Source organism: Oceanirhabdus sp. W0125-5 (assembly GCF_027938815.1).
In the GTDB taxonomy this organism is placed as follows: Bacteria; Bacillota; Clostridia; order Clostridiales; family Clostridiaceae; genus Oceanirhabdus.
Map to the genome: position 1 here is coordinate 4,621,398 of NZ_CP115913.1, position 12,938 is coordinate 4,634,335.

Annotated in this window: 8 protein-coding genes; 1 reads left to right on the forward strand and 7 read right to left on the reverse strand. The window is 29.1% G+C overall.

Annotated features, from left to right (window positions below; all coding sequences use genetic code 11):
• Positions 1 to 11: 11 nt before the first annotated feature.
• The 3 genes from OW730_RS21620 to OW730_RS21630 form a co-directional block, all read right to left on the reverse strand.
• Positions 12 to 1,373: an NAD(P)H-dependent oxidoreductase gene (locus OW730_RS21620; RefSeq protein WP_271226124.1), complete on the reverse strand. Its 1,362-nt coding sequence runs from the start codon at positions 1,371 to 1,373 to the stop codon at positions 12 to 14.
• Complete coding sequence (locus tag OW730_RS21625) at positions 1,373 to 1,927, reverse strand: PadR family transcriptional regulator (RefSeq protein WP_271226125.1); 555 nt, start codon at positions 1,925 to 1,927, stop codon at positions 1,373 to 1,375. The genes OW730_RS21620 and OW730_RS21625 overlap by 1 nt, the downstream gene beginning before the upstream one ends.
• Before the next feature lie 464 nt (positions 1,928 to 2,391).
• On the reverse strand, positions 2,392 to 3,669 hold the full coding sequence (locus OW730_RS21630; RefSeq protein ID WP_271226126.1) for a S1C family serine protease: 1,278 nt from the start codon (positions 3,667 to 3,669) through the stop codon (positions 2,392 to 2,394).
• 391 nt (positions 3,670 to 4,060) lie between these two features.
• Here OW730_RS21630 and OW730_RS21635 point away from each other — a divergent pair, with 391 nt between their 5' ends.
• Entirely contained in the window at positions 4,061 to 5,227 is a 1,167-nt protein-coding gene (locus OW730_RS21635) for an SLC13 family permease (RefSeq protein ID WP_271226127.1), read from the forward strand.
• Between the two features lie 332 nt (positions 5,228 to 5,559).
• Here the strand turns inward: OW730_RS21635 and OW730_RS21640 are convergent, their stop codons facing one another.
• The 4 genes from OW730_RS21640 to OW730_RS21655 form a co-directional block, all read right to left on the reverse strand.
• Positions 5,560 to 6,366, reverse strand: a complete 807-nt coding sequence (locus OW730_RS21640; RefSeq protein ID WP_271226128.1) for a flavodoxin family protein — start codon at positions 6,364 to 6,366, stop codon at positions 5,560 to 5,562.
• 82 nt (positions 6,367 to 6,448) lie between these two features.
• Positions 6,449 to 7,171 carry a PadR family transcriptional regulator gene (locus OW730_RS21645; RefSeq protein WP_271226129.1) on the reverse strand — a complete coding sequence of 241 codons (723 nt, stop codon included), beginning with the start codon at positions 7,169 to 7,171 and terminating at the stop codon, positions 6,449 to 6,451.
• Between the two features lie 234 nt (positions 7,172 to 7,405).
• Positions 7,406 to 10,456, reverse strand: a complete 3,051-nt coding sequence (locus OW730_RS21650; RefSeq protein ID WP_271226130.1) for a DUF4132 domain-containing protein — start codon at positions 10,454 to 10,456, stop codon at positions 7,406 to 7,408.
• Between the two features lie 24 nt (positions 10,457 to 10,480).
• Entirely contained in the window at positions 10,481 to 12,934 is a 2,454-nt protein-coding gene (locus OW730_RS21655) for a YwqG family protein (protein ID WP_271226131.1), read from the reverse strand.
• Positions 12,935 to 12,938: the final 4 nt, after the last annotated feature.

A 12,938-nucleotide genomic window follows, 5' to 3' on the forward strand; every position in this document is an offset into this window, starting at 1 on the left:
CAATTTTATTCTTAATACTTATCTTTTTTTGGTTTAGCAGCATCGATTACCTTTTTATACGGTGCTATTATAAACTCATTCATTTGACCCTTAATTTTTTTCTGTACAGAAGGTAAATTCATCAAAAATCCAATGATATACATCATAAAAATTCTACCTTTTTGCTTTTGTGGAAAATCGTAAATACCGTGTTCCTTATAGAATTTATGATCAGCCTTCATCATTCCACGCATTAAATAAATAAGATCTCTAAAAATCTTTGTACCTCCAACACCATAGAAGTTCTTTGGTCTTGTACACTTATTTTTCAGGGCATAACAAATACTCTGTGATAAATTTTGAATTGACTTAGTTGTCTCTACTTCATCTGTTGCAACACCCGCAAGATACGTTCCCCCAACCTCACAACGTGCTTCCACAATAGTTTGAAGATTATGCTCTGTCATATAATCTCCACTAATTAAATATCCTACAGTCATCCCCTCTGTTACAGCTCTATGTCCATTACAAAATTGACGATCATCATAAAGCTTCAAGCTTGAATGTGTATAGTGATCACTTATTGTAAAGGCATAGATAATTGCATTTGCCTTTTGAATTTCATTTCTTAAAAACTCATCAAACCCATCTTTATACACACATTTTCCTGTAACTGAGCATCTCAAGCACCCAAGACATCCTCCATCAATACGGGTTTTTCTCAAATTTACTTCTCTTGCTTTATAAGGTAATGTAGCCTTAAAATCTTCAATCATATTTCTTAAATTAGTATCATCCGCTGCACAGTTTGTTAAGATAACTACATCAAAACCACTCTCTTTAGGGGTATTCTCTAAAATTGGTCGATAAATCTCTCTTTTTTCTTTATAAACCCTTGGTGAAGCACACATATAAATATCATGTTCTATGGAGAACATCAACTGTTCAAAAAAACTCTCTGCATCCTTTTGACCTTTCATTTCTTGTAAATCATCCATATCTGCAGACAGACCACGAATATATTTAAGACCTAAGTCATGACAGTTTTCTTCAATGAATTTATGAGCAGTCACATCATAAAAATGTTTTGATGTAGTGATTTGAGTTGAAAATTTTCCTTCTAAATCTACACCATTTTCTTTAATAAGTTCAATAAATCTATGCATCTGATAGGGAGCAATAAATGTATAAACAGGATACGCAAATAAAATAATTTCTGCATCTTCTAATGCTCTATTAGCCTCACTAAAATCTTTTTCATATGCTTTTATTCTTTGTCCAACATGTAAAACAGTAAAATCATGCTCCGGGTAGACTTTTTCTAAATACAATACCGTTTGTAGGGTTATACTATTCTTTCCTTTTGGACTTCCATTGAGAACTAATATTTTCATTATTCACTCTCCATCTTTCTTAATAGTTTTTTATACCACTCAATTTCAAACTCCGCTGAATCAATACCATATTCTAAAGTATATCCTTGATATATAAGAACATCTTTTAAAAGCTCATCCTCTGTATCAATCATCTTTCCACTCTTCATATGTTCAAATTCTTCTTTTATAGAAATAAGTACATTTTTTACTGTTTCTAATTGAGAAATATACCCTAAGATAGATTTTTTACGCTCTTCCTTTGGAGCAATACCAAGAAAAAAAAGTTTAGAAAGCTCAATATTTTTAACCTTTTTAGTTTGCATGGGTGTAGCTATCCATTCTAAAAAACTTGCTCGTCCTTCTTCTGTAATGTAATATAGTTTTTTATTTTTACCCTTTTCTACATACTCCTCAAATTCTATACTATCTTGTAAACTCAGTTTCTTAAGTGCTGTTTGCACACTTCCTGCACTATGTGAACAGATAGTAGATAGATTATTTTTTATAAATTTCTGTATCTCATAGCCAGTCATTGGTTTTATAATTAAAAGCCCTAAAATAATAAATTCCATATGCTATACCTCTCTATTAAATATATGTCTATTAGATATATATTATAGCAATTAATTTAAGAAGTCAATTCTGCAACATCCCCCAAGGAAGGCTGCCCCATGAAAACCTACAACTAACTCGTCCGAGATAAAATCCCACAAATTATCACAGCTGATGTAAAGGAAGTTCTATTTGCTCTTGCTAAAAATCTAGGATATAACAAAGAAGCTCTGATTTATAAAAGAAATGAACATCATGGTGGATTTAAGGAAAGAAGCATTCTTGAAAAGGTATATGAATAAAGAGAACCTATTATTTATATATTTTATTTGTTCTTTATATAAAAATACTGCAACTTAAATATACTTTAAATTGCAGTAAATTTTTTTGCCCTTATTTAATTATATTTCAAATAGTTTTTCTGTAATATACTACGAAAAATTTAATGATTTATTTGCATGGAATAATAAGTAATTATTAATCATTACTTAAATTGTTCTAATGGTTTTATTTTTATTTCATCGAACTCTGCTGATTCTAAAGTATTAACAATCTTTTCAATGTGTTGGACTGAGATTGCAAAGTTAAGCATCCCACCACCTTCATAACCTTGACTATTAATTCCAATAACTTGTCCCTTTTGATTAAACAAAGGACCTCCACTATTTCCATGTGTAATAGGTACACTTATTTGAATAAGATCTCTCTTTCCATCGTTTATAAGATTAGATACAATTCCTGTGGACACAGTATTATATAAGCCTTTTGGACTTCCAATAGCCACAACATTATCACCTTTTTCCATTTCTGAAACATCACCTAACTCAATTGGAGATATGCCTATTTGATTTTTTAATTTTAAAACAGCAATATCAAGAGTTTTATGAGCAGCAACCACTCCATCAACTTCATGAAGAGTTCCATCAACCATCCTAACTTTAGCCTTACTGCATCCTTCTATTACATGATAATTTGTTACTATAATACCGTCTTTAACAAAGAATCCACTTCCGATTGAAATACCTTTTTTTGTATCTGCTAATATTGCAACTGTTTTTATGTCATTTAGTTTAATTATTTCTTTTAAAGTTAGAGAAGATACATTTGTATATGAAGGGTGTCTTTCTTCAACATCATCTGGTACAAATTCTTCTACAGTATCTATGGTATTTACTGAACCACCTTGTTCTATAGTATACTCTGCTTTTTTATTAACTTCTTCCACTTTTTTATCTACTTCATCCTTATGCATAATAGATAAATCCATAATCTTCAAATCATTTTCATCATTAGCATCAAATACTACTTCTAGGTTGATCTCCTTATTCTTTTTATCGCTGTAAGTTATTTTTCCAGTTAAAACTGTATGAACCATTTTATTTGTATTATCATATATGGCCTCATATAAACTCAGAGATTGAAACTTGATTCCATTCCATATAAAAATATCTATGGGAACAAATGAATAAATAGGTGCTTCTTTAGAATATATTTTCAAAATTTCATCTTCATTTTTATCATTAATTGCTTTTATTAATCTATCTGCTGTCTTATTAATAGATTCATCAAATTCATTACTTTTGGAGCTGTAATCCTGTGTATTAAAAATATTCATTGATGATTCTCCATCAACGCTTTCAGTAATTATTTTTGTATCATTACTATCTGTACTATTAGAATTTTTTAAATTCCCACCACAACCAGTTAAACTACTTATTGTAAGTGCTAATAATAACGTAGCTGTTAGTATTTTTTTTCTCATTGATATAAACTCCTTCTTTTAATTTATCTTTAAAACTTTGTTCGTCATTGTTCAAAAATATTATTTTTCTATTGCTATAATTTCTTTGCACATCAATAATATTCTATATTTATGAATAAGATACAATATTTTAGAATTATATCATATCTATAAAATAATATCAATTTTCGACATTTTCATCGTATAAGTAATCATCAGTGGTCAATTTTGACAATGGATGTTTATCATATGTGATTTATATACCTCATCTTTAGGATATAATCAAAAAAATAATACATAGCCAAAATTTATTTAAAAGAATTATATGCCTACTATAAACATTCTTGCACTTAATAACAAATGCAAATATAATATTACTGATTAATATATAACAAACTTTAGGAGCTCAATTATGCAGAATTTAATTGTATCTAAAAAAATAAGTATGAATAGTATAATATTATTTTTGAAAAAGGAAATAGTTTTGACAATAACAACAGTACTAGCTATTGTATCATCCTTTATATCTATACCGAAACTTGAATACATTAATTTTACAGTACTAATACTTTTGTTTAATTTAATGGTAGTTGTTTCAGCTTTTAAACAGCTTAATGTATTAGACTACATAGCAACTTTTTTACTTTCTAAATGTAAAAGTAATCGAGTTATTTTTGTTGTACTAATATTTATTACCTTTACTTCATCTATGTTTATTACAAATGACGTTGCATTGATAACCTTTGTACCACTTGCATTAATCATCGGGGAAAAAACTAACATTAATACTATGAGTCTTGTAATATTTGAAACTCTAGCTGCTAACTTAGGAAGTTCATTTACTCCTATGGGAAATCCTCAAAATCTTTATATTTACTCTTTTTATAATATTAAACCAATTAATTTTTTTATGATTATGCTACCTGTTATTATATTATCTATAACATTCTTAGGTGCAATTATTATTAAAGCAGATAATAAACCTGTAACGCTTCATCTATCCCAAATTTCTATAAAAAGTAGGATGCAAGTGTTATTGTTTTCTATATTATTTATAATTATATTGCTCTCTGTATTTCATATTATAGATTATAGATTTTCATTTATTCTCACATTATTGGTTGTTTTAGTACTAAATAAAAGACTGTTGTTACAAGTAGATTATTCATTGCTGTGTACATTTATCGCATTCTTTATATTGGTTGGTAATATATCATCTATGGACATTGTGAAGAATTTTCTATCCAGTGTTCTAAACAATGCTAAAAACACTTACTTTTTTTCAATCTTAACCAGTCAGTTTATAAGTAATGTACCTGCTGCTGTATTAATATCTCCATTTACTAATAACTATAAAGAACTCTTGCTAGGTTGTAATATAGGCGGAATGGGAACTTTAATTGCTTCTATGGCAAGTTTGATTTCTTACAAACTATATTCAAAAGAGTATCCTTCTCAAAATAGAAAGTATCTTAAGCTGTTTACTTTTTATAACATTATAGGACTAATATTTTTTATACCTTTAATATATATCATAAACTTTACTGACTTTTTACAATTTCTAGTTAGTTTATTTTAATACTATTTTTAGTGTTTATTTTTGAACATATAAATAGGACTAAATTAGTGAAACCCTTTGTATTTGTAAGGTTTTCTAATTTAGTCCAAGTATCCTAGCTTTATCTATAATCAAATAATCAAATTTAATTTGTTTTACAAACTTGAGCTTTCTTTTAACTTTACAGGTATAAATGTTTCCATCTGTGCCCATCCTTGTGCTTTTATAATCTCAGAAAGGGTAATAATATGTCCCATAGCATAGTGATTTTGGCGAATATCCAACTCAAAAACATCTGAATTCTCGATATATTCTAAATTAACTGTGAATTTGTAAGATATGCAACTTGAATTTTAACTTTGACATATTTTATTTTTCAGCCTTCTACCTGCTAATTCAATAAGAGCTCTTAAAATAGTTCCAAATATTTTTTTTAAAGGATTTAATTTTGTATCATAAAAATAGTACGATTCTAACCATCCCTTATCATTCCAAAAATCATAATCAGCTTGAGAAGTGAAAGTCTTAGATCTTAAACAATTAAACATGAAAATCTCATAAAAAGAAGGAATTTTACGAACCTCACTTTCAATTACTTCCTTAAATCTATCTGTAATTTTTTTAATACGCGTAGTCATCTTATTATGATAGTATTCATCATACCCCCAAGCAGAATTTTCTTTCTTATCCTCAAAGTACATAGGAGAAATAATATTAATAGTATCAATTAAATTACATCCCCATCCAGTAACAGTCATCTTCATATACTTACTCACTTGTTTATGTCCTCCACCATCACTAGTAACTACAATTATAGCAGGCACTCCCACTAGTTCCTGACGATGAAATAAAAATGACATTCTATCAATAATTCTTTTTAATGGTGCTGGAACTTGATAAGCATATACAGGGGTTGCAAAAACAATTCCATCAGCAGCTATTAGCTTTTCTCTTATTAATGATAAATCATCTTTACAAGGACAAAGTCTTTCACTCTTTTTAAAACATAACCCACATCCTCTACAGTCTTCAATTTTATAATCTTTTAAAAAAATATAATCATAATTAATATTTTCAGTACCTAATCTTGCTTCAATTTCCTTACACACATTTAAACTGTCTTTTTTTCTAGGACTACCTGATAATACAACTATATTCATTTTGTTTCCTCCTTATAAACTATCCAACGTTGGATAGTAGTTTTATTTTTTTATCCTATCCTTAAAAAGATAGGATAAAGTGTTATTTCTTTAATTTTCTGATTAGCTCTTCTAATTTTTCTGATGCACTTTCTGGGTTGTTTAAGATTTCTTGCTTTAAGCTTTCAATTGAATCATTTGTTGAAGCCTCTATTGTCTCAGCATTTGAAAAATCAAAGTTTGCAATAAGATTTGTAATTTCATTGCTTGCCATAACGCATTTATCCATTTCTTTGATAAGTGCTTTATGCCATTTTATCTGGTATTCAAGATTCTTAATCATCATTTCAAAGGAGATTCTTTCAACCTCTAAAGTATTTTGATCAACTTTGATATTCTGCCATTTCTCCATGTAATCCTTTTTGTCTTTTAACTTATTTATATGATTGTTTATCTGTGAAATCATTATTTCTTTATCAAGGGTATTCAGCATTGGATAAATAATAAACTTATCAGAGCCAATTGCACATATTTCACTATCCAACTCTTTATTCACAAGTTCCTTTAATTCGTCCCTGCCTTTATCTGTTATTCCATATATTTTTCTAGCTTTTGATCCAGAACCTATTTCTTCTTTTAAAACAATAAACCCCTGTTTTTCAAGCTTGTTTAGAGCATAATAAATAGAGCCTGATTGAATTTTTGTCCATCTATCCATATGATTTGTTTGAATAAATTTCTGAATCTCATATCCATGAGTTGATTTAATACTTAAATAATATAAAATTAATACTTTAATTATTTTTATCTCCTCCTTATCCAACATTGATTATATTTTCCATTATATACTCAACATTGGATATAGTCAACAATATTTCATTAAAGACTCTTTCAGAAACATCTTTAAGTAAAATAAGACTTACCTTAACTATATCATTCTGTTAATTCCCCTAATAAATCTCCAACATCTTCTAAACTCATCAATATCATCAACGTCTTTTCCTTCTATTTCTGCATAAATTTCAAGTAAATTTTCTGGGTTATCAGCTGTTTTTTTTATTTACTCTCCTTCTATAACCTTATATACATCATAAAGGATTTCACTATAATATCTTTTTGGTACATCTATTGGTTTGATTCTTCTTTCTTCATCTATTTCATCATAAACATAAGAACCTCTTTCTATAGTTCCAGCTTTATAGAATTCAACCTTTGCAGCAGCTACATCTTCATATCCTAGACCATACACCCCTAGGTATTCATCTAAAGTTACTTCTGCGCCTATTTTCAAGTCTATATTCTCTTTATAAAACTCATCATAGCCTCCACCATCTGTTACAGAACCTTTATACCATCCTCTTACGCTTATTCTATTTACAAAGGTAGTATCATCGATCTTTTTATTTTTAAAGTCTTCTATGAATTTTATTGTTTCATCTTCACAAACAAATACCCTTCTCTTTATTTGCGGGAAAAACTGTTCTATTTCATTATCTTCAAAGATTTCTTTCCATGCCTCTTTTTCTTCTTTACTTAGCTCTAATGGGTGAACGATAGATATCTTTTTATCTTTATCCAGCTCTATAGTATCAACATTAACATCATAGATTTCATCATCATATATAAATGTTTTTACTAATGTACTTCCTTCGTATTGTCCCCAAAGAAGTTTTTTTCCTAATCTATGCATGATAGGATTCTTCATAAAAAGCTCATTCCACTCATCCATATTCCACATTCTAAAATCACTTAAAGCCTCTTCCATTCTGTCTATCTGAGATTTCACTGCATCTTTAAGCTCTTTCTTTAAGATCTTGAAATCATCTTTGGCTTTTTGTACCATGACCTCATCATCATTTTTATTGGCTTTTGGTAAGCTTTTCATTGTTTTTCCATCTTCTTTTTCAATTTCAAACTGTAAGTTATCATTTATATAAACTTTTAAAACTCTATTTCCATAATCATATTCTTTATAATGAACATCTGTAAATCCTAAAGTTGGTACAATCTTATCTTGAAGTTGACCTACAGAACATCCTAATTCTTTTGCTGCTAGTTGAAAGGCTTCCTGTGCACACGTCCTTACACTCTTGTACTTAAATTTTCTTCCTATGGCATCAACTAATATTAAAGCTTCACTGCTTCCATTAAGGGCTAATGCCTTAACCACATAAGAAGCCATTTTCTGCTTAGAACTAGATGCTAATTCTAATATTAATTTGTTAAGCTTATAAAGCATATTATAATCCCCATGAATTGAAGCTAATAGACACATCCATTTTTCTTTTGCTTTACATCCATCTTCAATCCATAGATTAAGAATTTGAGTTACAAACTCCTTTAAATCTTTTTGATTCATATGCTCTCCAATTAAAAGAGCATCTTTATTAATTCTTAATTCATCACTTTCCATATAACTTTTTACAAAATATTTAATCACATGCTCGTCTATGTATTCTTCTTTATCTTTCCACCTTATTTTTGTTAATTGTTCTATAGGTATTTTAACTTTATTTGATTGATCCTGTTTTACAAGTTCATCTACATATAATAAAATATCAAAATATCCATTTTCATCTACATAAAGTTTTTTAATATCAATTTCTAATCCTTCTACTAGAAGATCTTTTATTTTAGGCTCAGTCTCTTTTTCAAATACTTCCTTTAATATTTCTTTGACTTCCTCTTCTTCTTTAAAGTTCAGAAGAATCTCAACAGTAGCCATTCTTACAGTTTTATTCTTAATCTTTGCATATTTTTTTATTACGTCCATAGCTTCCTGTAATTTTTCATAAGAAAGCTTAGAGAGTACCTCTATGGCAGTTTCTCTCACCATCTTGGAAGTATCCTTTAAGTACTCAAAGGTATTTTTTATAGTCTCTTTATCTAAATCACTATTATATATACTTTTTATTGCAAAAACTCTTGCCTCAGCAAAAGCATTTTTTAAATTTTCTAAAACATCAATTTCTTTCTTAATTAAATATATAAGTGCTTTTTCAAACCATTCAGTAACCTCTAAATATTCTCCTTCTTCTGCCATAAAACAAACTATATGTTCATGTTTTACATCAGCTTCTAATAAAATATCAATAAAGTCTTCTACAGTTCCTCTTTCGTTTTTTTCTATATATCCAATCATGCTATCCAATATACGAGAACTTTGATCTATTGCAAATAGTAATTTTAATGATCTTCCACTATAATCCTCTGGTAAATTCCAAATATGATCATCTATATCAAAATCAAATTTTACTTCTTCATTTTCTATATATTTTTCAACATCTTCAAAAGGAATTTCTCCCATTATATATTTTTTAAAATCTACTTTAATCTCTCTTCCTCTACTGCTGCATTTCAGTTTACTACTTAATTTACCAAAGAAAGTACTACATGGCCTTTCTGTAAAATACTTATCTCCTGTAACCTTATATAATAAATAACATGCAGCATTTTTTTCTTCTTTTTCTAAGTAGCTTAACCAATTCTTCAGTACTTCTATATTCTCTTTGTTTTCTTCTAATGTTTCCTTTAGTATTTCTTTTTGTAATACACCGGATTTTTGATTTTCATAGGAATAGTACAGCTTCCATATACAAATATCATCTTGGCTTATTTTATATTTTTCTTCTAAGTCACCAGTAAATTTAATATATTCATCCTTATCTTTAAAACTATCTTTTTTTCGATTGTATATTTTTGAAATTTCCTCTATGGTGAAAACAGGTGAAATATTTATAAGTAACTCAATTACCTTTCTGCTTACTTTGCTCAATTCAACAATCATTGCTGATCCTTGAATTAATACAGTTAGTTTGCTGCTTTTACATACATTATACTTTCGAACATTCTTTTTGATTTTATCATTTTTCAGGTTTTCCTTAATATCTTCAATAATCTCTTCTAGTTTTATGTTTTCTTCATATAAGAACTTTTTTACTAAATCTATTGTCTCATCAGGAGTTTTATAAGCTTCAAAAACTTCTATCACTCTCTTTGGTAAATGCTCTTCAATCTCATTTATTTTTTCAGAAAACAGCTCAATTTCTGGGTTATTTTCATACTCTTTTCTAATTTTACTGCAGCTTGAGAGTATTTGATACTCCATCATTTGCATTTCCTCCTGTTGTTCTTTTTAATAAGAAAATCTATGATATTTTATATCACTAAAATCTCCCTTTTCAAGATCTGCTTTTCTGATAAAGAAGTATATATTCCCATCCTCTTGGATATCTCCAAGCCCTTCTAGTTCTTCATTATAAAGTGAAAGGAGACATACCCATTCATTTTCAAAGCTTACCTCTCCATACTCATTTAGTATTATTTCTCCTCTTTCCAAACGCTCAGTGTCATCTGGACATAAAAGATCTGGATCTATTTTTCTAGGATCTCCCCAATCAGGGAAATAAGGATATCCGCCGATTTTATTACATATTCTCTCTTGTTCATATTCAGAAGTCATTTCATACTGTTCATCACGCTCTGTAAACATTTCATTTAAAATATTCTCAATTTCCTCATCTAACAAATAATCCTCTACTGAAGGGGTATCATCAATTTTCTTATAAGTTACTTTTAATTCGGACCATATAACAGGCCAGCAATCATCATCTGATATTTCTGGCAAATCCTCTTGTAGCTTACTTTCATCTCTTATTATTTCACTGAAATATCGAGTGGTATATTCACAAGTTTCTTCTTTAATATAAAATTGTAATAATCCCTTCTCTGGATACCCTTGCAGCTTAGGAATTTCTTCAAAGTTAATCTGTGCTAATAGGTACATGCCTTCTTCAGGGTGTTCTTCCCCTACTGGTAAATAAGGTTTTCCTCCAAGCTTGGTAGACCATCTAGATACAGCTTCCTTGGATAATTGAAGATGTAATGCTTCCTTTGAATACTTCTTTAATCTTCTTTTAAATATTCCTACAGGTGTGTTCTTTTTCATTTCCTCAATGTTCTTTTCAGCTTCCTCTATCTTTTCTTTAAATGGCAGAATCTCATCATCATCATCATCATCATCATCATCATCGCTCCATTTGATTGTTTCAAGTGCTGCTTTAACTACATCTACTGATGAATCCTCCAGCATTTTTACTAAGGAGTTAAGCTGACTTGATAAAAGTCCTGTTTGATAAATTGCAAAAATCTTTTCCCTATCACCTGCTGAAAGCAGATTTCCAAGTACATCTTTACCTTCTTTAGCATATCGATACAATCTTTGGGCAAATTCATCATCTGGCTGTTTGGATGGTTTGTCCAATTCTTCTCTTGTATAAGCACATAAAAATTCATAGATAACTGATTCAGATACACCAACAGTTTCCAATCTTTCAGTAAACTCATAAATATCTCTATCAGGTTTTCTACGTTCAAATACATCTGGTTTTATATCGTATTTGAATTCACTATAAAACTCTTTGAGACTTTTTATATCACAAAGTGCAGTAAACACTTTTAATCCTCTTAAAGCATACTCTTTAGAGCCAACACCGCATATGTAACCAATTTCACAGTTTTCCAATGAAGAATTGAATTTTTTATTAGTATCTTCTTCAATTTCCTTAAGCTCTAATTCACCTTTCATATATGAAACCATTTTTTCTATAGTCTGTTGATCTTTAGAGTCAATCATATTCTCTCTTATAAATCGCACATATTCATCCATAAACATCTCATCCATGACCTTTACAGACTCTTCTCTATTATATTTTTCTACTAAATTTCTATGTATAGCCATCTGTTTTCTTATATCAACATATTCTAGAGCTTCATAGTTCTGAGCATCATCTTCTATATTCCCTTCACCAACCCTTTTGAGAATATCTTCATATATAGCTTTACCTTTATCATTGCATCTGCAATGGCTTTGTCCATAAAGCAGCTCCCAACCTGTTATATAAGTCTTTGGTACTTTTATACCATTTAGATCATCTATAAATTTATCAAATTTTCCCTTAAGAAATTTACAGCTATCTTTCACTCTGTACAATTTAGAAGCTATGCTTAATACTTTCAAAGGAGCCAGTTTAGTAAAAAACTCCATAAATCTCATACCTATTTCACTAACTGCTGCATTCTCACACTTAGCACATAAAAATCCCGTTTGAACTATATTGTGAACGTTATCTGAGTCCTCAAAATATAAATAAGCCTTTTGTTTTCTGCTTATACGTCCACCATATGTCAGCTTAAATTTTCTTTCCAGTTGTTCAAATGGATCTTCATTAGAAACTCCACTCATATAGTCTTTAAAGATTTTTATATCTTCATCTTCTAAACCAGAATCGTATTTTAAATCTGTTGCAACCTCATTTACAAATGTATCTAACAAATACTCATTAAAATAATCAAAGCCTTCTTTACATTCTTTTTCAAGTTCTTTATCTTCAGATAATATATAGGCTACACACAAACTGAATCCTCTTCTTTTCTTTTTGTAACTTTTGAATTTCTCCGTACAACCTATCCTGTCTTGCCTAAATATTCTCAGTATATTTTTAAGGGGTTCACTATAACTTTCATTCCCATAATCACTATTCTTCAATACAGCCTTTATAAATCGTTCTGGAATATTAACATTACCCATACTA